Source organism: Arthrobacter sp. DualSoilB13, assembly GCF_055389195.1.
Genome location: NZ_AP035865.1, coordinates 1,912,437 through 1,937,541, shown reverse-complemented (window position 1 = coordinate 1,937,541; position 25,105 = coordinate 1,912,437). Strand labels below are relative to the sequence as shown.

Genomic DNA, 25,105 nt, shown 5'->3' with positions numbered 1-25,105 from the left:
TTGCGCCAGCGTTTCCCCAAGGACCAGATCCTAGGTTGTGAGCGTGCGTGAACCCTTTACGCATGCACCCAGGATCTGTGAGGTTGTCATGAAAACTGAACTATACGAACCGGGAGAGTCAAAGACCAAGTCCAGCAACCCTGTCAGGGCCGGGATGATTGCGACGGTCTCTGCCGTGCTTTGCGCCACTACTCTTTTTGCCATACCCACCGCCAATGCCGCCGTCCCGGCCTTCCCAAATAATCTAGTGGTCTTTCCTGACCGCGACTTTGTCACGATCGAAGGGTTCCAGGATCGTGTGGGCGAAACCGCGACGGTCGAAGTAACCCGCTCGGGGGTCGGAGTTGTGGGCTCCGCACGAGGTGTGGTTCAGGCCGGAGACGTCGCCTTCGAAATCAACCACCCAGGCGGGTATTGCTGGGGAGCGGGAACAGGGTTGAACGTCACTCCCGACATTCAGCCCGGCGACATTGTGTCCATTAAGTTCGGAACCGCCGCCGGTGGGGAAACCCGTGTGCAAGATACCTATGTCACCGCCGGCTCGGTCTTGTCCGGAAACAGCGTCATTGTCAGGGGACACGTTGGCTCGGGGGTAAACCGCGACCAGATGGAACAACGCATCATCGAACCGGCGCTCAAAGATACCGCCGTGGCACGCCGAGACGTGCGCGCCATCCCCGGACCGCAGACACCGGCTCCGAAAGGTGGATACACCTCTGCCCTTGAATTTGACGTAGATGGACCGAACACCTTTACCGCCACGTATATCTTCGACGATCCCGCCGCGGCCGAGCTCGCGGCGAACGCTGCTGGCGCGCGTGCCATGGCATGGGAAGAGGCGGACGAGTCGGGCAACCGGCAAGGATTAACCATTGCCGAATTCGGCGAACCCGGCGGCCCAGGAATGGGCGGTTGCCCGAACGGGCCTCTGCAATCAGGCCCGGCAGGGCCAACTAACATCTCTGCAGCTAAGGTCGACGGCGCCCTCAAAGTATCTTGGACACCTGCGCAAGCCATACCTGGAACGCCGGCCATCGAAGGCTACAGGGTAAGCGCTGTCGCCAGGTCCATTGTGGCCCACGAACAAGTCGAATCCGGCATGCGCATCAGCAACCCAAAGGCCACCGGCACAACCATCAAAGGCCTTATCGAGGGAGAAGATTACGACGTATACGTGGTATCCGTCAGCAGCAACGGAGAGACCCATCCGGCCGCTCATGCAGTCCCACAGACGGATGACACCGCTCCGTCGGTGACCGCATCGCCCAATGGCGGCACATTCCCCACGCCTCAGGAGCTGACGCTGGACGCCCGCGAACCGAACATCGACATCTATTACACGCTTGACGGCTCAGATCCGCTACAGTCCGGTGGCGGCACCTCCGATACCGCAGTGCGGTATACCGGGCCTATCGGTATCACGCAGACTGGTACGGTCAAATTCGTCGCCATTGATTCCTCGGGTAACGTTTCGCCGACCGGCAGCGTGGACTTCAGGATCACCAATGATCCTGTGCCGACCGCCCCGGCCTTCACCGGTGCACCCACAGCAGGCAGGGGAACCGCGAGCCTCACGTGGGCTGCCGTCGACCCCGGTGCGGGGCCGGCCATCACGGGCTACACAGTCCAGGCTTACACCGCGGACGGCGTAGCTTTCGGAGCATCCAAAACGGTCGCAGGCGACGTCACCACACTGGTCTACGACGGACTCAGCGGTGATACCGTCTATCGGTTCACCGTCAGAGCCAGCAACACTAATGGCGCCGGGCCGGAGTCGGCCCTGAGCGATCCCGTGACCGTCCAAGGAGCCGTCGTCGCCGTTGCCGGATCGGATCAGACTATCCCGCGCCGCCCCACCGCAACGAACATCACTTTGGACGGTACGGGCTCCACCGGCGCTGGTGCAACCTATCTTTGGGAGCAGGTCCTTACAGGTCCCTCGGATCCGGATAAAGTCACCTTAAACGCAGCCACCTCGCTGAAGCCGACGTTCAGCCTGCCGGTCTACAAGCATCCCATGACCAACAACCCACTTACATTCCGCTTGACAGTCACCGTCGGCCCTGACGTACGGACCGATGAGGTCAAGGTGATTCCGGTACCGGATAAGGTCACCATCGACCAGGCCCAGTGGAAAGTCGGCGACATGAGGATCAGTGGTACCAGCACCGTGAGCGGGGGCACCGTCACTATCCGGGTCGACGGTCCTTCTGGCCGGGTACTGGGCACAGTGGCTGTGACTGCTGCAGCAGCCCCGGCAACGGGAGGCGTATATTTCCTGAGGCTTCGCAATGGAGCCGCCGGTACGGCTAATCCCGGCAGTGTTTGGATTGAGTCCACCGTAGGAGGCACCGCCGGACCGGTCACGGTCATCAACAAGTAACCCCTGAGCGGGGCTGTCCCCACGGTCCGGTGGCTTCCGGAAAGTCCGGAAGCCACCGGACCCTTCTATGCTCCGACAAGTCCTAGTCCCGCTGTCATGGATGTTCTTTGATCAGCACGCGTGTGCACTCCCGCCGGCCCCAGCGTATCCGCGACATCCCTGTCGCCGGCCCCATCGAAGTGATCTGGGCGAACCGTCGGCTGCTCCTGCGGGCCGGCGGCACTCTCTCGGACCGGGCACGGAACAGGCTCAGCACCGTGTTCGCCACCGGGTCCCTCGCGGACGCTGCCGACGTGAAGGACTACCTGCAGGCATTGGTTGAACATGCAGCCCAGCCGGAAACGAACCTGCTCTGACGCACAATCTGCCGATGGTGGAAAGAGATCGAAGTCCTCATCGTCTACACAACGCGTATCCTGTTGCGCAGTGCCGCCAGAACGGCGGCATAAACAGCCATCACGGCGAAACCTTCACCACGAACCATGAAGAGCGGCTTTGTCGTTGTAGTAAAACGGCACATCAATTTTCTGATTCATCCAAATCAACTGCATGTGCTTCAAGGGATTGAGCTAAGTGGACCTCGGAATGGTGGGGCCCTGCGCCACAGATGCGTCCGATTGTCTGCTGTACCAGCGGGCTGAGGGTGTGCAGACTCCAAACGTGGCAGTAACTGACGTTCCGGCCCCGGGCTGGGAACGAATGTCAAGGGAACCACCCGCTTGGCGAATGGTGTCCCCCAGGATTCTCAAACCAAAGTGGCCTTCCGGTCGGGAACCCTGGGGGTCGAAGCCCACGCCGTCGTCTACCACTGTGATCTCGGTGCACCCACCGGACTGGCGGATCCGGATGGAAACCTCTTGGGCCAAGGAATGTTTCGTTGCGTTAACCAGAGCTTCGCGAGCCACCCTGTAAACCAGAACCTCACGATCCCGGTCCAGTATGAGGTCTTCCGGAATCTCCAGGCTTAAGGCTACTCCTCGCTCAACCAAGGGAGTCTCAAGTCGTAGCAGGCTGGACTTCAACCCAAACTCTTCAAGATCAGGTGGATAGAGCTCGCTGGTCATAGCCCGCAGGCTGCGGATGTTGCTCTGGAGCATGGAACGGGCATGAGTAAACACGGTTCGAAGTTCGGAGGGGCCGCGGCGCTCCTCCGCCTCTAGTGCATAGGCCAAACCTGACAAGTCCTGGATAACCTCGTCGTGGAGTTCACCAGCGATCTGTCGACGTTCCTGGTCCGACGCCTCGATGGCGCAGCGCAGCAACTTATGACGGGCCACCTGATCCCGCTGAATTCTGCGCGCCAAACGTACGGCTGGAATCAACTGCGTCAGTTGGAGGGCCGCCAGTGACAGCAACGTCGGAGGAATCATGCCCATCAGCACAGCTTGCTGTTCGCGGCGCACGCCCTCGCCCGAAGAGTATGTTTCGAAAATCATGGGCGCGCCGCTTTGAGAGGAAGAGCGGGCATAGACCTCAACGAGTTCCCCCGCATGCGCTTCGTACTCGTTTTCTTCCGCAGTCTGCCGTTCCAGAGTGGCCGTCGCCGGCCCACCATCGAGCAGGAGACGGGCCCACTCCTCATGTTCAAAGTCTTGGCCAATGAGGTTTTTCTTGTCCGAATAGACCACCCGGCCGGCCTCGTCCCACACTTTGATTCTTGTTACGCTGCCGCTGGCAAGCCAAGGTGCCAGCCTTTGGTCCAGCAATTCCAGCGCGGTAGGGTCTCGGTCAAGCAGCTGGTTTGTTATCAGAGGCCCCACCACATTGTCAGCCAAACGTTGAGTGAACTCCCTCGCATTGGCGAGGGCGTGACGTTCTGCTTCTGCCCATATCCAAAAGGCCACTGGGGTGGCTACTACGATGAGTGCCACGAAACCGGCGGTCAGAAACCTGGCTACGGCTGACTTGACCTCCAGCCGTTCGCTATCTTCAGTAGACGTGTTGAGGTTGGCTCTGGCCCTCCCGGCGAAGAGGTCGCGCATGGTCAGTCACGCCCGGGCTAATGACCCGAAGGCTCCGCTGGAGGTAAAGCGCCACCGCCCAGCCTCGCCACCAAGGACGGATGAACAATCATGTTGCCGGGGCGGACGTGCCTCAAGGTGTCCAACATAATGCCCAAGGCTCCATCTTTAGGCAGGAACCCGCAGATGCCCATACTTGCAGCCTCACACAGTGCCTTCTGTGAAGGGTTTCCCGTCAACATCACTATCCGGGCCTCAGGAGCTGCTGCCAGAATGCGTTCAGCGGCCCGAAGCCCGGAACCATCTGTAAGATACAGGTCCATAATGACCACCTCGGGCTGCAAGTCAAGGAACATTGTTACAGCGGCGTCAACCGACTTCGCAGTCCCGACACTCTGAAGGTCCGGTTCCCGATCCAAAGCTCCGGCCAATAAGTCGGAGAACGTTGTGTGATCGTCGACAATGAGAATTCTCAGGCGCTCCGGGTCTTGGTTCGTCAGCGCCTGCACAGAGGGACTTTCTGGAACCGGGACATTCGATCCGCGGGTCTCAAGTGGTCCGTAACATGCGGCGGAGCTTGTCAAAAGCCTGGCCTGCGCCTCTTGCAATATCGGCCCAGGCGCACAGCCCAACTCCCTGTCCATCACCCTCCGGCAGCGGTCGAAAGCCCTCAAAGCTTCTGTAACTTCTCCGTTCCGCTCCAATCCCAGAATCAGCGTAGTCCAAGCCCGTTCGTTGAGTGGATCGTCCTTTGTTACGTCCGTGCCCCACTCCGTGGCCTTAACCAAATCCCCAACAGCAAGCGCAGCTTCTGCCGCCAGAACCCGCGCATGGCTCACTCGCGCTGCTTGCAGCGCCCGTTCCTCTTCCGCCCAAGCAGGCAGAAGCTCATCTCCAAGGAGGGGTGCAGATGATAACTCCAAGGCTTCGGTCAGCAGATCCAATGCGGACTGCGGCGTGGCCTGGCAGGCCCGCTTGGTGAGTCTCTCGAACCTGTCGAGGTCGAGTTCCACCAGTGACCGATCGATTGCATAGCCGCCATTGACAGTCCTCAGAGGACCTGTCCGGCCTGTTCCAGGCTGCAAATGGCGTCGGAGCACACTGACATAGCTTTCCAAGGTAGGAAGTGCCACCGCCGGATGGTTCCCACCCCACAGCAGGTCCATGATGCGATTCTTCGACACCGCCCTCCCGAAGTTGAGAAGAAGGATTTCTAGTACCTGACGTGGCTTAGGCCCGCCCAAGTCGCTGGCGTGCAGCTCTGTTTCGCCGCGGCGAATCGTAAGGGCGCCAAAGATGGAGATCTGGAGCACCGGCGCTGGGACAGCGTCGTCTGAATCGACGGTTAGACGGTCAGGTGAAGTTGCCAGGTTCAGAGTGCTCACGGAGTGCCCCAATAGGTAGTCGAGTGCCTAGTGATTCCATTCAAATCGTGCACAGACAGGGGAACAACAGTAGTGAGTACTCGCCTTTTTTGACGTACTTTCATGCCAATACTTGGTCACAGTGGTTGTGTACTTAGGCCCGTGCCCAACAACCCTTGTTATGCGCTTTAACGCGTTGAACCGTTGGAGAACGTTCGCGCTGGTGAAACCACTGTTCCCACCTTGCCAATATTGTAAAAACCCTATGAGGTCGGAGCGGAGGCCGCTGACCCTTCGCCGTAGGATTCCCCAAGCCGCTGGGCCTACTGTGACGAATAGATCCACACCATCGGCAGCCGGCTCGGGGAGGACACTCTAACGCTGACAGCCGGACATGGAAGGAAGTCACATGTTCCCGAGCAACGTTACCTCTGGCGCCCAGAGGTGCCATACAGGCCGTCCCAGGTTTCCAGGTATGTGGTCCGTAGTCCGCGACGCAGTGGGCGCCGCCCGTTACGGTCCATACAGCCTCACCTCGCTGGCCGCCCTAATACTGGCTGGGGTTGCGGGTTTCACGGTAACGGGGAAGCTCCTCGATCCTCTCCGGCGACGACAAGGCATTACGACCACGGGGACGGCAAGTCTGCTGGGCACGGGCACGGTCTCTTCATACGCCGTCGATCTGCCTCACGGTGAGACCAACCATCAGTGGTTGCAGGTCAGGGAACAAACGTTATTTATGGAGGAGCTGAACAGGATGCAGTCTTTAGTAGATGACCTATTGTTGCTGGCAAGAAGCGGCCGCCCTGGCTTCGTTAAGCGAGAATGGGTTGACGTCGATTCTTTCCTTGCCGAGTCCATGGACAGGATCAAGGTTATGGCTGAACGTCGCTGGCAAATTGACGACATGCCCAGTGGAAGGCTTTGGGCCGACCCAGACCTGCTCTCCCAATTAGTAGATCGGCTGGCGGTAAACGCTGTGCAGTCCACCACTGATCGTGATGTGATTTCTTTAGGTGCCGCCTGGATCGAATCGCCAGCGATCAACTCCTCCGTTGAATACGACAAGACGTCAGCGAGCACTATCGAAATCTGGGTGGCTGATTCCGGGTGCGGTATTAGCGCTGCGGACCAGGAAAGAATTTTCTACCCCTTTACAAGGCTCGGACTGCCTCGGGAACAGGAAGGCGCAGGACTTGGACTGACCGTAGTTAAGGCCATAGTCGAAGCACATCAGGGTTCTGTCCGTGTCAATTCGCGGCCAAATGTTGGTAGCAGATTCGTGCTCTCACTGCCGGGGGAAGCCGAGCAGGAGCCGGACCAAGCCGCAGCATCAACACAGGCCCCAGGTGGAGTTGTCTCGCCTAGGGACCCGGGGGTTCCGCTGTAGCAGACCCTGGCCAAATCGGACCATGATCAGATCTAGTCCAACGTGAACGGGCTAGAGTCGGTGGCCCCTGCATCTCATGTTCTGGCCTAGTAGAACCCGGGCAAAGCTATGGAGGGTTCTCTGCCGCGATGGTGACCGCGGCCGCCTTAAGCTCAACACCCCCAAGCGTCGCCAAGGTTTTCCCTAGGAAGCCCTTGGAGCATGGCCCTCACTCGTGGACTGAAACGGGAACGACCGCATTGGGGAGCCGACGCTATGAAAATCACTACAGGAAAACCCGCACGTACGCCGCGACGAGGCAGCGCGGATGCAATCCGTCGCACCCTGGCCGCTTCAGCAGTACTAGCTGTGACGGCCTCGTTAGGGCTGCCACCGGTAGCAGCTGCTGCTGCACAACTTCCCATTGGCGCCGGTTTCACAGTCACGACCGCTGACTTGTCCTACATCCTTAAACAAATCAAGATTGCCGAGGCCCACGTAGCCAACACTACGTCCGAAACCGGGCCATGCGGGGCGCTGCTGGGGAACGGTCCTAACCAACTCGCCAGTCCCCTATTGTCGCAAGGGTTACGCACAGTCGACGGGAGCTGCAACAATCTCCAACAAGGCCAGGAGAGGTTCGGGGCCTCCGACCAGATATTTCCGAGGCTCGGTACGAAGGCCTTTACCGCTGCTGAGAGCGGCTCCTTTGGCGGACCTCCTTCGCCCACAAGCTACACCCAAAAATCCGGAGCCGTCTTTGATTCGCGGCCACGGGTCATCAGCAACCTGATTGCGGATCAAACATCCACCAACCCTGCGGCGGTGGCCGCGGCAGGGTTCCCGGCCAGGACCCAAGGAAACGCCGGCGTGGTGCCCTGCACCACCGACCCCGAGCCAGACGCAGTTCCCCCCGTTGCGGCGGCCCCCGAAGGCTGCGTTCCCTCCCGAAACACTCTTTCCATCCCCAACGTGACAACCGATGTTGGGCTCTCCCCGCCGTACAATTCCCTCTTCACCCTCTTCGGGCAGTTCTTCGACCACGGTATTGACCAGACCGTCAAGGGCGGCGGGACAGTTTATGTTCCGCTGAAGAACGATGACCCGCTGGTAGCAGGACCGGACCGTGAGTTCGGCACCTCCGATGACCTCCATCCGCAGAGGCGCTTCATGGCGCTGACACGCGGTCAAAACCAGCCTGGCGCCGATGGTGTTATGGGAACACCGGACGATATCCAGGATGCCCTCAATACCAACTCGCCCTGGGTGGATCAGAGCCAGACCTACTCGTCCCACGCCTCGCACCAAGTGTTCCTGCGGGAGTACACCAACAGTCCCGCGGGGCGGCCCGTTTCAACAGGAAAAATATTGGGCGGGCCGGCCGGTACGCCCTCTGCCGGCGGCATGGCAACGTGGGCTGTGGCCAAAATACAAGCACGGGAGCTGCTGGGTATTCAACTCCTGGACAAGGACGTGGTCAACGTCCCCATGCTTCTCACGGATCCCTACGGAAAGTTTGTCCCCGGACCAAAGCACGGACTTCCCCAATTTGTGACAGAGTCCGGGCTGGTGGAAGCAGACAAAACCCAAAACCAAGGGCGCGGAACGCTGGTTCCCCAAGACGTGGCGTATTTCAACACTCCCTTCCTCACGGACATTGCACACAACGCGGATCCCTCACCTCGGGACTCTGACCACAATCCTTCAACCCCACCTGTGGCCCCGGATCCGGACCCCGACACAACAGCTTCAGCGGACTTCGCGAACCAAGCGCCCGGCACGTATGACGATGAGATGCTGAACGCTCACTTCATCGCCGGCGACGGCCGGGTCAACGAGAACATCGGCCTGACAGCCATCCACCAGATCTTCCACTCTGAGCACAACCGGCTGGTGGCGGACGTAAAGACTGTCCTCAGCAAAGACACATCGTCAGCAGGTATCTCCGCACTTGCCGAGTGGAAGCTACCCGGCGGCGCAGAAGGCTGGAACGGCGAACGGCTGTTCCAAGCTGCGCGGTTCATTGCTGAAATGGAGTATCAGCATCTGGTTTTTGAGGAGTTCGCCCGGAAGATCCAGCCTGCCATTAACCTCTTCGAACCTTTTGCATTCGCCCAGACGGACATCAATCCGGCAGTCAGTGCAGAATTCGCGCATGCTGTCTATCGATTCGGGCATTCGATGCTTACGGAAACCATTTCCCGTCGAAACCAGGATAGTCCCGGGGCCGATGGCGTGTGGGGGACCTCAGACGATGTACTGGGGACCCGGAATGATCTATCCCTACTGGAAGGGTTTCTGAATCCTCCTGCCTACACAGATGGAGGCCCTGCCGGGCTCATGACGTCAGAGGAGGCGGCAGGAAGCATCATTATGGGAATGTCCGACCAAGTCGGAAGTGAATTGGATGAGTTCGTCACCGACACGCTTCGGAACAAGCTGCTGGGGCTTCCCATGGATCTGGCTGCGATCAATCTGACCCGCGCCCGCTCAGAGGGACTGCCCAGCCTTAATGCCCTGCGCCGGGAAATACACGCCACTACAAACGACGGCCAGCTCAAGCCATACACGAACTGGATCGACTTCGGCGAGAACATCAAGCACCCGCAATCCTTGATCAATTTCGTAGCGGCCTACGGAAAACACCCCTCTATCGTGGGCGCAAGCACGGTTGCGGATAAGCGAAAAGCCGCCAGGCTGATTGTCAGCCCCGACGCGCTGGCCGGTGAAGTCCCTCCGGTGGACGCTGTGGCCTTCATGAACAGCATTGATGCATGGGCCAGCAATGACGGTTCTTCCACCACCGGCCTTGATGACGTGGATCTATGGATTGGTGGTTTGGCTGAACGGACCAATCTCTTCGGGGGACTGCTCGGCAGCACCTTCAACTATGTCTTTGAGAGCCAGATGACGGATCTTCAGAATGGCGACCGTCTGTACTACCTGGCCCGCACCCCTGGAATGAATCTCATGTCGCAACTGGAAGGAAATTCTTTTGCAGAGATGATGATGCGCAACACCAACGCACAGGCGCTGAAGGCTGACGCTTTCGCCACTGCTGATTGCAAGTTTGAACTGAAGAACCTTGCCGGAACCCCCCAAGGCTTTGCTGCCAGCGGCAACACTGTTGCCGATGACCCCGAGTCCCAATGCAATGAGACTGCACTGCTCATCCGCATGCCCGACGGCACCATCAAATACCGTGCTTCCAACTCTGTGGACCCGGCCGGAATCAACGGCCAGGCTGTCTACAACGGATCCGTGCTCGGTGACCGTATTCATGGCGGCTTTGATAACGACACCATGTGGGGCGGCCTTGGGGACGACATCATCGAAGGAAGCGATGGCGCCGACAATGTCTTAGGCGGCCTGGGCGATGACACCATCACAGACTCGGCGGGAGAAGACATCATGAAGGGCGGACCGGGAGATGACGCGATCGACGGCGGTCCCGGCCTGGATCTTCTCATCGGCGGTGACGGCAAGGACTTTATCAACGGCGGAGCAAACTCCAATGAGACTTTTGCCGGCGAAGACGACGACTTTGTGATTGCCGGCGAGGGACTGGACTCAGTGTTTGGCGGTGGGGGGAACGATTGGGCAGAAGGTGGCGACGGTCCGGACCTACTGATTGGCGACTCCAGCAACCTGTTCTTTCTGGACGACTCACAACGGCCTGGAAACGACATCCTGATTGGCCAAGGAGGCGACGACGACTACGACATGGAGGGTGGGGACGACGTGGGTATTGCGGGTCCCGGCGTCGAGAAAGTGGCCGGAGCTTCGGGCTACGACTGGGAAATCGGCGTGTACGACCCCCAGCCACAAGACGCGGACCTGGACCTTCCGATCGCACCGTTGGACATCCTTCAGGTTGGAGTCCGGGACCGATACAACGAAGTTGAAGCACTCTCCGGCGGCGCCCTCAACGACGTACTCCGCGGCGACCACCGCATCCCCAAGACCGTAGGTGGCGGCGGCTTCATTGGTTGTGATGTCCTCGACCAATCGGGCGTTGACCGTATCTCCGGACTAAACCAGCTCGTACCGTCCTTGCCTACCCCTATTGAGGAGGTCATCAACAGTTCTGCATCGAAGGAATGCCCGGCACTAAACGGTCCAATGGTGTGGGGCGAAGGCAACATCCTTCTGGGCGGCGGCGGGAACGACGTTCTCGAAGGCCGCGGTGGAAACGACGTCCTCGACGGTGATCGCTACCTCAATGTTCGGCTCAGTGTGCGTACGGACCCCAACAACCCTGCCACTGAAATCGGCAGTGCCACCTCCATGAATGCACCGTACCAGCGCAACATCGCCGGCGAGCTTGTGGGCCTCACCCTGCAGCAAGCCGTCTTCACAGGGGCAGTGGACCCCGGCAACATCATCATCGTGCGGGAAATCCTGACATCTGCAGAGGGAACCGATACGGCGGTCTTCTCCGACTTCGAATCCAATTACACCATCACCACCACCGGCGGTGATGGCACCGTAGGCTCTCCCGGATCAGTCACCACCGTCCAGCACAACAACGGAGAAGACGGCACGGACACCCTCCACAACATTGAACATCTCGTTTTTGGCAGCGGTACCGGCGGTGGTGACGACGACGGCCAAGGGGGCGGTGAGGACGGAGACGACGGTCCAGCAGACGGGGAAAACGAAGGTAACGAAGACGGAATTACGGACGGCGTCGAGGTCATCCCCGGCGATGGGGAGGTCACAGTGGTTACTCCGCCCACGCCGGGTCCAGGGCCCGCGGTAGACCCGGCACCGGCCCAGCCCGCACCAGTGGAGCCTCCGAACCCGGCCCCCAGTGGCTTCACCATCCGGATTGTGGATCCCGCAGGTGCCCAAGTGGGAGACATTCTCACCACTGAACCCGGGGCTACCAGGACCGTGGTTCGCGGGTTGGACAACGGAACGGCTTACCGCGTCCAAGTTGCCCCCACCGTCGACGGCAGCGAGCCGGCGTTTTCCACTTTTAGCGAACCCGTGACCCCGCTCGTCCAAGGGGACCAAAGTGCTTCGGACCAGGATGACATGCTCCCGCTGATGCCTCTCCCCCAAACCGATCAACAGCAGGAACCCGAATCCGGTCCGTCAGCGTTCGGCATAATGCCGCCCACATCATTGGCGGCTCTAGCCCAGTATCTTTCGACCGGTCCTGGCCCTGCAGTGTTTGCTGCCGCTGTTGGAGCGCTGGTGGTGGTTTCCTGGTTCTTGTGGCACCGGCGATTTCGCTCGCAGGTAAACGCCAGAAAGTCGGGCAGCACCTAAGGTCCGGCGCAGCGGCCGGCGGACGGGGCTGTGGCGCGGCCGGATCGAAGCCACCGCTCGATGCCGGTCATGGCACGGGTCGCTGCAGCCCAATAGCCCACGCCCACCGCCAACGATGTCAGCACGGCAATGGTTTTGTTCCCCTCGGCCAGCAACGGGTACACCAGCCAGTGTGTGACGTAGATGTACAGGGAAGCCGTGGCCAACAGGGCTGTCATCCGATGCAGTCCGCGCGGTATGGGCAGGGTCGGGATCCACAGCAGGATGAGGAATCCGACAAGAATGGTTGCACTACGTTGTTCATCCGTAAATGAACCGGGGATCGTCGCCAAAGAAACAGCTGTAACGACTATCCGCTGCCGCACGTTTTGGGACGCTGCTGCCGCCCATCCAAGAGCGAAAAGCCAAAGAACGGGCCCCTGCCCGGGATAGGACAGGTCAATGATGTCGAAGCGCTGGACTAAGTCGACACTTGCCAAGGCCAAAGGGAAGCCAAACGGCCATCTGCGCAGGGCACGATCAACCGCCGGTATCGCGAGCAGCACAGCCAAACCGAGCAAGATGTGGACCAATATTTCAACGAACCAGAAGCGGGACATATCCGTCCACCCTTGGGGACCCAAGAGAGAGTTCAGAAGGAACACGTTCTGCCAGCCATAGGCGTCCGTAAGCACAAACGCGACGGCAATCACCACGACACTTGGAAGCACGATCCGTGCAGCGGCTCGCAGCTGTCTCAGCAGCCGCTCCATGCGGGAGCCGGACAACTGGAAGCGGGCAAAGTTATAGCCGGCCAGCGCCATCAAGACGTGCGCTGTTCCCTCCCAGTCGAGAAGCCTGAAGTGTGTGGACACAATGAAAAGGATTGCCACAGCGCGCAAGACAATACCTGACTCCATACGTGCGAACAGCCGTCCCCGCCACGTCCTGACCCTGTCCGATCTGCTGGTCACCGCGCCCGAAGGGCGATCAGCTGATGGAGAGGCGCGCATGAACTCGCGCACAGGCATGAGGTGCCATCCTGGTGGAACATCACCGAGAGCGCGCTCCAGACGAACCGAAGCCGCCACATAAGAAAGGGAGTCACCGCCCAAGGAAACAAACGTGTCGGAGTCTTTGACGTTCCGGCGTTCGAGGACGTCCTCGAAAATCTCCCGCACTGTGCTCGTCGATGACATTGAACCCATGATGGCCGCCTCTGGTTGACGATCCGAATCGGGCCGGAGGGACAATGCAAGGATGGCAGGGTAGTCGGGTTTCCCGTTAACCAGCCGCGGAATGGACGGTACAGAATGAAGTTCGACGGCGGCACGCGGCACGCCCAGGTCATGCGCCAGTGTTTTGGCGACCAAGGCGAGGTGATCGCGGTTCCCCTCGACTGCCGCCACTACCATCTCGTCCGAGCCGGCAGCAGCGGCACTAAGGCCGAAGTCTGAAAGGATCCGCTCAACTTGTCCTAAATCAATCCGGAGCCCAGCGATTTTGACGAACCTGCTGCGCCGGCCAACGATTTCATAGAGGCCGCCCGGGCCTTGACGCGCAAGGTCACCGGTACGGAGCTCGGTTGTCTCGCGGCCGAGAGCCAGGTCTTCGGGTCGCTCCGCATAGCCCAGCATGACATTCGGGCCGCTGAAGACAAGTTCGCTGGCGTCCAACCCCGGAACTGGTTCAAGCCGGAACGCTCCGCCTGGCACTGGCACTCCAATAGCGTACGGGTGGACTACCGCCTGGTCGGGTGGCAGGTAGGCCATCCGGGCCGTCGCCTCCGTCTGCCCGTACATGACAAAAAGGTCCCATCCACGTTTTTGGCCCAACTCTGCATAGCGACGGACGCACTCCGGCGCCAGACGCCCTCCAGCCTGGGTGATATAGCGCAGGCTTGGAAGGTCCATGTGCTCGAAGCCCACCCGGTCCAGGAGATCGAAGGTGTACGGCACAGCGGCAAATGACGTCACCTGCCGTGATCGGACCAGGTCCCAAAAACAGGGGTCCACCACCGAAAGGTCCGTCAGTACCAAAGACGCGCCTACCAGCAAATGACTGTTGACCACGCTCATCCCGTAGCAGTAAGAGAGGGGAAGCGTAGTGGCTGCGGTATCGCTTGGACGCAGGTGCAGGTACTCGGCGATAGCGGCCGCGTTCGCCTGAACGGCGGCGCCGGAGAGGCGAACAAGTTTCGGCGATCCGGTGGACCCGGAGGTGCTGACCAGGAGGGCTAAATCCGGGTGTAAATCGTGCTTGGTCTCGTCCCTCAGCACTTCCACGACACAATCGCCCGAGCCTGACCGGGCAACGATGTCGGGATCGTAGGAGGCAATGAGGGCCTCGGAAGCTTGGCCGCCACCCGGTGGAACTATAAGTAAAGGATGTCCTGACGCCAATGCGGCGAGATATACCGTTAACGACGGCAAGGTGTTCTCGACCTCGAGCGCAATCAGGCGCCGGGCGGGACCAAACGACCGCGCCATCGCCCCTACGAGTTCGGCCAGCTCTCCATAGCTAACGGAGCGGTCCCCAACGCATACGGCGGTACGGTCTCCGAACGTGGCAAGCTTGGCGGCGAACGAGGTTCCGGCCAAATCCGGCTGAATAGTCACACCAGGGATTCAACAAGGTAAAGCTAACCTAACTCAACTTGATAATGCCCTGAGCTCAATCATGACATCCGTTAGCCGCTCATAAGGAACGCAAGACCTTCACCATCCAGCCGGATGCTGAGCGCTATTCCAGGGTTTGTGATGGATGCATTCCCAATGCCTGGTGGTGATGACTCCGCTGCTGCGTCCACACCCAGTCCCTGATTTCAGGGAGGTCCTCAAAGTGCTCGCGGATATACCTGGCGTGGTCCTCCAACTGCGTCCGGCAATGCTGCAGCAGTTGGTCTGCCCCTGCAAACTGCCCATGTGCCCGGCGTAGTGCTTCCATCACCAAGTGGTACCGGCTGACCTTGTTAAGGACCACCATGTCGAACGGAGTGGTGGTGGTGCCTTGCTCGTTGTAACCGCGGACATGGAACCGCTCGGGGTGCGGGCGGCCGTGCAGGAGTTGATGCAGGGCCCTCGCGTAACCATGCCACGCCATCACAACGTCCACGTCTGCGGTGAAGAGTTCCTCGAACTTTTCCCCTACCAGCCCATGCGGATGCGTGTCCGGAGGTGGCAGGACCATGGCATCCATGACGTTGACTACCCGGACGGACATGTCAGGGACATACTTCCTCAGCAACCATGACGCCGCCAATGTTTCCTGTGTGGGAACATCACCGGCACATGCGAGGACAATGTCCGGTCTCTGGGCGGCCGGAGTTCCAGAAGCTTCATTTCCAGCCCAATCCCAGGTGGATGCACCCACAGCTGCGTGCTTCCGTGCCTCCTCGAGGGTCAGGTACTGAAGATGTTGCTGTTTATCGATGACCACCAGATTCACGTAGTCCTTGCTCTTCAGCATGTGTTCCGCGGTGACCAGCAGTGTGTTCGCATCGGGAGGGAAATAGACACGGATGACTGTACTGGACAGGGACAGGACGGTGTCGATGAGGCCTGGGCCTTGATGACTGAAGCCGTTGTGATCGTTCCGCCAGCAGGTGGAGGTCAGCAGGATGTTCAGACTCGGAACGGGCTTCCGCCACTCCAGTTCCCGTGCATGTTGGAGCCACTTGGCGTGCTGGATGGTCATGGAAGCACTTACCATCGCAAACGCCTCGTAGCTGGCAAACAGTCCGTGGCGTCCGGTCAGCACATATCCTTCCAGCCACCCTTGGCAAAGGTGTTCGGAGAGGACTTCCATCACGCGTCCGCTGGCGGATACATGATCGTTTGCGAGCGCCGCAGCCGGTTCCAGGAGGCACCTGTCGGTGGCTTCGAATACTGCGCCGAGCCTGTTGCTGTTGGTTTCGTCGGGGCAGAAGAGGCGGAACCTTGGGTCCTCGGCCGTACCGGTGTAGATATCCCGGAGCATTTCCCCCAACGGTCTGGTGCTCTCACGCATCACGGCACCGCGGGGAACGGCCTCTATGGCGTACTGATCGAGCCCTGGAATCACCAGATCATGGCCTCCATCGCCACGGCTGGCCGGCAACGCACCCATGCGCAAATCGCCTTCAGGGGCGAGTTGCGCGAGTTCGGGAATCAGCCGGCCGTCGGCGTCGAACAGTTCTTCCGGCCGGTACGAACGCATCCACGCCTCAAGTTGCTTGAGGTGATCGGGGTTTTTGCTGACGCCCGCCAGGGGGACTTGGTGGGAGCGGTGTGTTCCTTCTACGGGCTTTCCGTCCACTGTCACCGGCCCTGTCCACCCTTTGGGGGTACGTAGGATGATGGCCGGCCATCGTGCGGGACCGACGACTCCTTCTGTGCGGGCGCGGGACTGGATTGTCCGGATCGATGCGTAGGCTGCGTCCAACGCTGAGGCGAGGGCGGGGTGGACGCGGTCTGGGTCGTCGCCGGAGACGATGACGGGATCCCAGCCGTGGGCCTCCAGCAGTGATGCTACCTCCAGGTTCGTATGAAGGCCCAGCACGGTGGGGCCGGAGATCTTGTACCCGTTGAGGTGGAGTATTGGAAGCACAGCACCATCCCTGCATGGGTTGATGAACGAGGGCGCCTTCCACGAGCCCTCCAGAGGACCGGTTTCGGCCTCCCCGTCACCCACTACGCAGGCAATGATCAGGTCCGGATTGTCCATGGCCGCTCCGGTGGCATGCATCAGGGAGTAGCCCAACTCGCCGCCTTCATGAATGGAACCGGGGGTGGCGGGTCCGACGTGGCTGGCGATGCCTCCCGGGGTCGAGAACTGCCGGACCAGCCTCCGCAACCCTTCGACGTCTTTGCCAACGGCGGGATAAACCTCCGAGTAGCTGCCCTCCAGATAGGTATTGGCGACGACGGCGGGTCCCCCGTGGCCGGGACCGGCCACGAACAGAACTTCCGCATTTGTGCGACGGATAAGGCGGTTGAGGTGCGCGTAGATCAGAGACAATCCGGGACTTGTTCCCCAGTGACCCAGAAGTCTGGGTTTGATGTGCTTCACTTGCAGCGGTTCCCGGAGCAGGGGGTTTTCCTGCAGGTAGATCTGGGCAACGGTCAGATAGTTGGCCGCAGACCAATACCGGTGCAGGAGGTCAAAGTTCTCTTCCTTCGACTCAGCATGGGTAGCGGTGGCGTTCTCTTCCAGGCTCATGGTGCAATCAACTTTCCTTCGGGGGCATGGCGAGCAAAGCCGCCGTCGATTCTGCTATGGCGCGTTCTTCATCGCTGGGCACTACCAGCACAGGAAATGCGGAGTCCGTGGCGCTGATTTTGCGGATGCCGTCCTTACTGGCCGAATTCGTTTCCTCATCAAGCCAAAGCCCCAGTGGTCCCAACCATGCCACCACCTTGTCCCTGAAGAGTGCAGAGTTCTCACCCACGCCTCCGGTGAACACCAGAGCGTTGGGCCGGCCAACCACCATGGAATAGGAGGCAATGTATTTGGCCAGACGGTAGGCAGCCATATCCAAGGCGAGAATCGCATCAGGTACTCCGTGAAGGGCAGCGACGCCAATTTCACGCATGTCAGCGGTTCCCGCCACCGCAAATAAGCCTGATCGGTGGTTCAGAATATGGTCAACCTCTTCGGCAGTTGCACCGCCGCGCTGGATCAACAAGACAATTGAGGGATCCAGGTCTCCCGAGCGCGTACCCATGACCAGGCCCTCCAGCGGGGTCATTCCCATGGAGGTGTCCACGCTGAGCCCCTGTCTTAGGGCGGTGACGGACGCGCCATTGCCAACATGCGCCACGATCCCATTCAAAGACGCAATCGGAATCCCGAGAAACTCTGCAGTGTCGCGGCAGGCCATCTCCACCGAGATCCCGTGGAACCCGTAGCGCCTCACAGGATGCGCCAAGTAGGCGTCCTCCGGTATGGCGTAGCGCGCAGCGAAGTCCGGAATGGAGCGATGGAAAGCCGTGTCGAAGACGGCCACCTGTGGGAGGTCGGGCCAACGTTTACCGGCGGCGTCCATGCAGGCAATACTGGCCGGGTTGTGCAGTGGCGCCAAGGGACTGAGGTCTTCAATGGCGGTTATTACGTCCGCTGTGACACGTACCGGGCTGCTGAACCGTAGGCCGCCGTGGACTACGCGGTGACCAATCGCCTCCGGGCTCGCGGATCCGAGGCTCTTTACGGTGGCATCGAGTTCTTCAAAGGCCGTGCTCAGACCGTCCTGGGTGGAACGCTCATCAGGTGGCCAGTCCACCTGTCCGGACGCCAGGATGCGCGTTCCAGGGTGGGAAGCTGAGGTATCCCGCACATGGTATTTCAGCGATGAGGAGCCGGGGTTCAGCACAAGGACGCGCATATTCTCCTTTCACGTCCGCCGGGAAGGGGAAGGTGGATGCCTCTCCTCTGGACCCTAGTGCACTGAGCTATTAAGCGGGAGGGCCTTCCGGCCCTTGCGACGACGGACCGGCCGGCAGATAGTGGAGAGCACCACCGTTGGCCATCCGAAGGGAACATCGGTTCGTGAAGATGCAGATTCTGGTTGCCCTCGACGGCTCACGGGCGAGGTCTCCTGTGGCCGACTGGGCTGCGGCCCGCGCGGAGTCCCTTGACCTTGGCCTGGCCTTGGTCCATGTAATCCCCAATCGGTGGGCTTACCCCCGGGAGAGCGACCGTCAACTGGCGCTACGCCGCGCTGAGGATCTGCTCACCGAGGAAGCGGAACGGCTGGCGGCAGCCTTTCCCCTTCTGGCCATCACGACTCACCGGTTGTCAGGCGAACCTGCCACAACGATCGCTTCCATGTCATCGGCCTACTCGATGGTGGCGGTGGGCACAGACCGCGGACCCGGTACGGAGGGGCAGGGATACGGTTCGGTCAGTTTCCAAGTTGCTGTTACCAGCAAGTGCGACGTCGCCGTTGTTCCCGACCTTGCCCGCCAAGAGCGTTCCGGCGTAGTGGTTGGCGTCGACGGCTCCCCTGAGTCAGTGGATGCCCTGGATCAAGGGGCCAGGGAGGCCCAACGTTTGGATGATGAATTGACCATTGTCCACGTAACGGGTCCCGGGGTTGACCCTGCCGAGGGCAGGAACGTCCTTGACGCGGCTGTCCGGCGGGTCAAGAACGAGTTCCCGTCCGTCGTGGTGAAGGAAGTCCTGGATACCAGCCGTGGCCCCGGAGAAGCGTTGATAACTGCTGCAGCAGAAGCACAGCTGCTGGTCATGGGTTGCAAAGGGCGAGGCGGTTTGAGCGTACTGGTGGGCTCCGTTGCCCAGCATGTGCTCCTGCAGGTGCAGTGTCCCACTATCCTGACCCGAAGCTAGCCTGAGATGCCGGTGGGCTACCTCTGAGGGACAACTCCAGGCGGCTCTCCCGTAACGGTTGAACCCATCGGCTTCCACGGCAATCACCCCCTCACCCGAAGAACGTCGAGCTTGATTCATGGTCCGGCCCCTCCCGACCATGCCTTTCGACCCTAGACGCGGGCAGTTCCCCGATGGAGTCTTTCATCGAACAGGCATTCCTGCATTGGAGAGAAGATGTCCCTTGGGAACACACCTTCGGCCTCACTGTCCGAGACCCCGGGCGCCGAGGGCCTGAGCTCGCAGGCGGCCGGCGATCTGTTGCGACGAACCGGACCAAACGTTCTACCCACCGCCGAAAAGGTCCCCCCATGGCGGAAGCTGCTCGGGGAACTGACCCACTTCTTCGCCCTGATGCTATGGGTTGCAGCTGGGCTCGCTTACGTGGCAGGCATGCCACAACTGGGCATCGCAATCATCATCGTGGTGATCGTCAACGGCGTTTTCGCCCACATCCAGCAGGAACGGGCCCAACACGCAGCCGAACGATTGCAAGGACTGCTCCCGGCCGACGTCACTGTCCGGCGGGATGGGCGGCTTCAGAGGGTGCATGCGAATGCCTTGGTACCGGGAGATGTGGTGGTTCTGGCCGCAGGCGACAGGTTGCCGGCAGACGTGCAGTTCATTTCGGCGTCAGCATGCAGCGTCGATGAATCGATGCTCACCGGTGAGAGCGAGTCCGTACCCAAATCCGCGACGGACACTGCATGGGGCGGCACGTTCCTGGTCAACGGCGAAGCGGAAGGGTTGGTCACGGCCACCGGAGCCAACACCAAGCTAGCCGCCATCGCAGCGCTGACCAGCGGCACCAAGTCTCCGCCCACTCCGCTGACCATGGAGCTGCGCAGAATAGTCCGCTTGGTTGCCATGGTGGCCCTCACCGTCGCCGGGCTGTTCTTCGTGGTCTCACTTCTGGTCGGAATTGTGTGGCGTGATTCCTTCCTGTTTGCCATTGGAGTTGCGGTTGCGCTGATCCCCGAGGGCTTGCTGCCAACGGTTACCCTGTCCTTGGCCATGGGCGCACAGCGTATGGCGTCGAGAAACGCACTCGTCCGCAATCTTGAAGCCGTGGAGACCCTTGGCTCCACCACCTTCATTTGCACCGACAAAACCGGAACGCTGACGCAAAACCGGATGAACGCCGTCGAGGTCTTCACGCTGGAAGGGCCGCTACATATCAGCGGTGACGGCTATACGCCTGAGGCCCGGGTTGATGGGCCAGGCCGTCCCTCTGCCCTCCGAGTGGCCAGTGCGGCCCGCGCCGCGTCGCAGGGCCGCGCCGTGCTCCACGGCGAGGAATGGGTGGCCAGCGGAGATCCAATGGAAGCGGCGATCGATGTTTTGGCCCGACGCCTTGTGGGGAATGCACCTGAGGAACTTCAGCCAGAGGTACGGTTCGCCTTCGACGCCGATCGTCGGAGGGAATCGGTCATTGTGGGCAACACACTATATGTGAAAGGAGCTCCGGAATCCGTCCTTCCCCTCTGCGGAGTCGAAGCCACTCAACTGTCCTGGGAAGTAGAAACCATGGCTGCCAAAGGCCTCCGCGTCATTGCTGTCGCCACGAGGGAACTGCCTGGAGCAGCCGGCAGTTGGCGTGAGCGGGCCGCAGAAGAGGCTGAGCTGAACCTCGAAGGAATAGGCCTCATTGGCCTCCATGACCCACCCCGTCCGGACGTGGCAGATGTCATCAAAACCGCCCGGGGTGCAGGAATCCGTATTGCGATGATCACCGGCGACCACCCCTCCACCGCAGCGGCAATTGCACGGGAAATCGGCCTCCTGGGGCAACCGGACATGGTCTTTCAAGGCGCTGAACTCCCCCATGACGAACAAGTCCTCGGGGCACTGCTGGACCGTGATGGAGTGGTGGTGAGCCGGGTTTCTCCCGAACAGAAACTGAGGGTGGCCAAAGCCCTGCAGAGCCGCGGGCACGTTGTTGCCATGACCGGCGACGGCGTCAACGACGGTCCCGCTTTACGTCAAGCCGATATCGGCGTGGCCATGGGACTCAGTGGCACCGATGTGGCCCGCGAGGCAGCAGACCTAGTGCTCCTGGATGACCACTTCGCCACCATCGTTGCCGCCATAGAACAGGGCCGGGCCACCTACTCAAATATTCATCGGTTCCTCACTTACCACTTGACTGACAACGTCGCTGAACTCACGCCCTTCGTGATCTGGGCACTTTCCGGTGGTCAATTCCCCTTGGCCCTCGGCGTTCTCCAGATCCTGGCCTTGGACATCGGAACCGATCTGCTTCCCGCATTGGCCCTCGGGGCGGAACCACCAGGCAAGCGGGTGTTGAGCAGGCCTCCCGAAAAACGGCATCTCCTGGATCGGCAACTCATGCTCAGGGTGTTTGCTGTCATGGGTCCCACGGAGGCGTTGTTCGCCATGGGGGCTTTCTCCGTGGTTCTCTTTGGCAGCGGTTGGGGCCGTGGGGACCCGCTGGACCCCGTTGTGCTGATGGGCGCATCAGGGGCCGCGTTCACAGCGGTGGTCCTTGGCCAGTTGGCAACTGCCTTCGCTTGCCGCAGTGCTACCGTTCCCGCGTGGAAGCAGGGATGGTTTACCAATACGTTGCTGCTGTGGGCTGTAGGGGTGGAACTGGCGGCGTTAGCACTGTTCCTCTATGTACCACCCGTAGCCGGCATCCTGGGCCAGGCTCCTCCTCCCCTCCCTGGCTTCGCCGTTGCCCTCCTCGCGATTCCCGGCGTTCTGGGGGCGGATTGGCTCTACAAACGGCTGCGTCACGGAGGGACCCACACCCATTAGGGCAGTCTGCCGGATCCGTGCCCTTCGACCCTAGTGGCGCGGACCGGTGGAAGAGCAGGCTGGTCCCATGAATACACACTCGCGCTCAGATCGGATCGTTGTCGGCGTCGACGGATCCGAATATTCCTCCAATACCCTGCAGATGGCCGGCCGCATGGCAGCTGCGTTGGGAGGCCCCCTGGAGGTAATCACCTGTATTGGTATGTCCGACTACTACTTGGCCTCGCGTTTCGAGCCCGAGTTGACACGCTTCACCACGGAATTGGAAGACACCGCCAAGCGGCTGGTCGAGGAGGCCTTGGAGCGAGCCTTCGGCGCAGACCGCCCCAAGGATCTAACGGTGACGGTCAAATTCGGTGAACCAGCCAAAGTCCTCGTCGAAGAAAGCCACGGGGCGCAACTGCTCGTGGTGGGGAGGCGGGGCTCCGGTGGCTTCTTCAATCAGCCAATGGGATCCGTCAGCAGGGCTTGCTCGGCCCACGCGCAGTGCCCCGTCCTGGTGGTCACTCAGGATAAAAAGGGCTAGCTGGGCGACTGCGCCTGGACAGCGGTAATGGCGACAGTGTTGATGATGTCTTCGATCGTCGATCCCCTGGACAGGTCATTGATGGGTTTGCGGAGCCCCTGAAGGATGGGCCCGACGGCGACAGCACCGGAAGACTGCTCCACGGCCTTATAGGTGTTGTTGCCTGTGTTCAGGTCAGGGAAGACGAAGACTGTGGCCCTGCCCGCCACAGCAGATGACGGCAACTTTGAACTCGCGATAGCTGCATCCACCGCGGCGTCGTACTGTATGGGGCCGTCCACCGCGAGGTCCGGCCGGGCAGCGGCGACCATATCCGTAGCTCGCTTGACCTTGTCCACGGCCGTTCCGCCGCCGGATACGCCTGTGGAGTATGACAACATTGCAACCCTCGGTTCAACGCCGAACTGCGCCGCCGTCGTAGCCGATGCGAGCGCGATGTCCGCCAGTTGCCGGTCCGTTGGATCCGGCACTACGGCGCAATCTCCGTACACGAGTACGCGGTCCGGAAACAGCATGAAGAACACCGAGGACACCAGTCCGTTGCCATGCTGGCTTTTCATGAACTCCAGCGCCGGGCGAATCGTGTTGGCCGTGGTGTGCGCCGCTCCGGAGACCATCCCGTCGGCCTCCCCCAGGTGGACCATCATGGTGCCAAAGTAGGCGCCATCGAGCATGACTTCCCTGGCACGTTCCAGGATCACGCCTTTGTGGGCGCGCAAGCGCTGATATTCCAGGGCGAATCGCTCTCGTAATGGCGAATGGGCGGGGTCCACGATGGTGATGCCACCCAACTCGATGCCCTCGGCTTCGGCAAGCTCGCGGACCGCAGACGGATTCCCTAGAAGCGTCACGTGGCACACATCCCGGCGACGCAGAATCTCCGCCGCACGCAAGACCCGGCTATCTTTGCCCTCAGCCAGAACGATGCGTTTCTTCTGCTGGCGGGCGCGTTCTACGAGGTCATTGAGGAATCGCAACGGCGTCATGGTCGCCGGACGCGGCAGCGCCAGACGTTCCAGCAACTCCTTTTCGTCGATGGAGCGAGCCCAGATGCCCAATGCTGCTGCCACCCTGCGGCTTTCTCCGGTGTGGATCTCGCTGCGGACGTGCGAAACACGTTGAGCCGTAGTGGAGGCATCCGCGGATTCTGCGAATACAGGAAATGGCGCATGTGCCATCAATGGCAGCACGTAGCTGGCAGGGACCAGGCCATCAGTCAGGATGACTCCGGACGGCGTGGGCAGCTCCGGTGACAACGCCGAGGCCATGCAAGCCATGACGATGTCAGTGCGATCCCCGGGAACAATCACCAGGTTCCCGGGCTCAAGTATCCGCAGGAAGTTCTCCGCGTTCATAGCGGCCACTTGCACGCCGCCCACGTCCCGGTCCAGCTCTGATCTGCCCGAGAACCATTCAAGAGACAATGTCATCGCCACATCGGCCACGGTGGGCGCCGATATCTCAGGAATTTCGGGAATCACGTAGCTTGGAAGGCCTCCCGTGGCCGTCCTAACAGCTCCCCGAACTGTGTCGATGTCTGCTGGCCGGACGCGGTTGACCACAACGGATAACACCGGGCACCTGGCTGCCTTCAGCTGCCGTGACGCGTCGGCCACCGCCTGGGTGGTCTCCTCCGGGCCCAATCCCTGGGCCCCGATGACCGCAAGGACCGGCAGCCCCAGATTGTTGGCCAGTTGGGCGTTCAGGTCGAACTCCCTCCCGGCGTCCGGGCCTGAGAGGTCCGAACCGTCCACAACAACAACGTCACATTCTTCGGCGATGCGTCCGTACTCCTCCAGTGCCTGGGAAGAAACCTCGTCCTCGCGGCCTGCCGCCAGCGCTGCCCGGGCATCAGCCAACGTCATTCCTGCCCTGCAGCGGACTGACTCCACCTTGTATCGCCTGCGAAGCATCCGAAGCAGTGGGTCGTCGGCCGGATCTGTTCCGTTCACAATTGGCCGGTAGATTCCCATTCGGCCCGTTCTGCGGTGCAGCGCGTCAGCCAGCCCCAAGACCACCAGTGACTTCCCGGCTTCGGGTGCGCCGGACACAACATATACGCCGTGGACCATGGTGTTTCCCTCCGGGCCGATCATCCGATGC

At 60.7% G+C, this 25,105-nt stretch carries 13 protein-coding genes; 7 read left to right on the top strand and 6 right to left on the bottom strand.

The annotated features are described in order from the left end of the window. Positions 1-88: 88 nt before the first annotated feature. Positions 89-2,383: a fibronectin type III domain-containing protein gene (locus ACZ5J0_RS08885; protein ID WP_464094617.1), complete on the top strand. Its 2,295-nt coding sequence runs from the start codon at positions 89-91 to the stop codon at positions 2,381-2,383. 107 nt (positions 2,384-2,490) lie between these two features. Continuing rightward, entirely contained in the window at positions 2,491-2,739 is a 249-nt protein-coding gene (locus ACZ5J0_RS08880) for a hypothetical protein (protein ID WP_464094616.1), read from the top strand. 213 nt (positions 2,740-2,952) lie between these two features. On the opposite strand, the gene ACZ5J0_RS08875 is transcribed toward ACZ5J0_RS08880, so the two are convergent. Continuing rightward, the gene (locus ACZ5J0_RS08875) at positions 2,953-4,365 is read right to left on the bottom strand and encodes a sensor histidine kinase (protein ID WP_464094615.1); all 1,413 of its coding nucleotides are present in this window, start codon (positions 4,363-4,365) and stop codon (positions 2,953-2,955) included. Positions 4,366-4,382: 17 nt separating this feature from the next. After that, positions 4,383-5,729: a BTAD domain-containing putative transcriptional regulator gene (locus tag ACZ5J0_RS08870; protein WP_347877655.1), complete on the bottom strand. Its 1,347-nt coding sequence runs from the start codon at positions 5,727-5,729 to the stop codon at positions 4,383-4,385. Positions 5,730-6,183: 454 nt separating this feature from the next. Between ACZ5J0_RS08870 and ACZ5J0_RS08865 the strand changes: the two genes are divergently transcribed. Together ACZ5J0_RS08865 and ACZ5J0_RS08860 are read left to right on the top strand one after the other, a co-directional pair. Then, on the top strand, positions 6,184-7,098 hold the full coding sequence (locus tag ACZ5J0_RS08865) for a sensor histidine kinase (protein WP_464094614.1): 915 nt from the start codon (positions 6,184-6,186) through the stop codon (positions 7,096-7,098). Positions 7,099-7,353: 255 nt separating this feature from the next. After that, a complete protein-coding gene (locus tag ACZ5J0_RS08860) occupies positions 7,354-12,354 on the top strand; it encodes a peroxidase family protein (RefSeq protein ID WP_464094613.1) in 5,001 nt (1,666 codons plus the stop codon). Here the strand turns inward: ACZ5J0_RS08860 and ACZ5J0_RS08855 are convergent. The 3 genes from ACZ5J0_RS08855 to ACZ5J0_RS08845 all read right to left on the bottom strand — a co-directional run bounded on the left by ACZ5J0_RS08855 (position 12,351) and on the right by ACZ5J0_RS08845 (position 18,694). Continuing rightward, positions 12,351-14,951 carry an AMP-binding protein gene (locus ACZ5J0_RS08855; RefSeq protein WP_464094612.1) on the bottom strand — a complete coding sequence of 867 codons (2,601 nt, stop codon included), beginning with the start codon at positions 14,949-14,951 and terminating at the stop codon, positions 12,351-12,353. The two genes, ACZ5J0_RS08860 and ACZ5J0_RS08855, sit on opposite strands and share 4 nt — an antisense overlap. 124 nt (positions 14,952-15,075) lie before the next feature. Further along, on the bottom strand, positions 15,076-17,532 hold the full coding sequence (locus ACZ5J0_RS08850; RefSeq protein ID WP_464094611.1) for a phosphoketolase family protein: 2,457 nt from the start codon (positions 17,530-17,532) through the stop codon (positions 15,076-15,078). Between the two features lie 7 nt (positions 17,533-17,539). Next, positions 17,540-18,694 (bottom strand): acetate/propionate family kinase, encoded by a 1,155-nt coding sequence (locus ACZ5J0_RS08845; RefSeq protein WP_166842073.1) that lies wholly within the window; start codon positions 18,692-18,694, stop codon positions 17,540-17,542. 170 nt (positions 18,695-18,864) lie between these two features. Between ACZ5J0_RS08845 and ACZ5J0_RS08840 the strand changes: the two genes are divergently transcribed. The 3 genes from ACZ5J0_RS08840 to ACZ5J0_RS08830 all read left to right on the top strand — a co-directional run bounded on the left by ACZ5J0_RS08840 (position 18,865) and on the right by ACZ5J0_RS08830 (position 23,002). Then, positions 18,865-19,659, top strand: a complete 795-nt coding sequence (locus ACZ5J0_RS08840) for a universal stress protein (protein WP_464094709.1) — start codon at positions 18,865-18,867, stop codon at positions 19,657-19,659. A 216-nt stretch (positions 19,660-19,875) separates the two neighbouring features. Beyond that, positions 19,876-22,476 (top strand): cation-translocating P-type ATPase, encoded by a 2,601-nt coding sequence (locus ACZ5J0_RS08835; protein ID WP_464094610.1) that lies wholly within the window; start codon positions 19,876-19,878, stop codon positions 22,474-22,476. Positions 22,477-22,543: 67 nt separating this feature from the next. Then, on the top strand, positions 22,544-23,002 hold the full coding sequence (locus ACZ5J0_RS08830; RefSeq protein ID WP_464094609.1) for a universal stress protein: 459 nt from the start codon (positions 22,544-22,546) through the stop codon (positions 23,000-23,002). Here ACZ5J0_RS08830 and pta read toward each other — a convergent pair. Further along, positions 22,999-25,074 (bottom strand): phosphate acetyltransferase, encoded by a 2,076-nt coding sequence (pta, locus tag ACZ5J0_RS08825; protein ID WP_464094708.1) that lies wholly within the window; start codon positions 25,072-25,074, stop codon positions 22,999-23,001. The two genes, ACZ5J0_RS08830 and pta, sit on opposite strands and share 4 nt — an antisense overlap. Between the last annotated feature and the right edge of the window lie 31 nt (positions 25,075-25,105).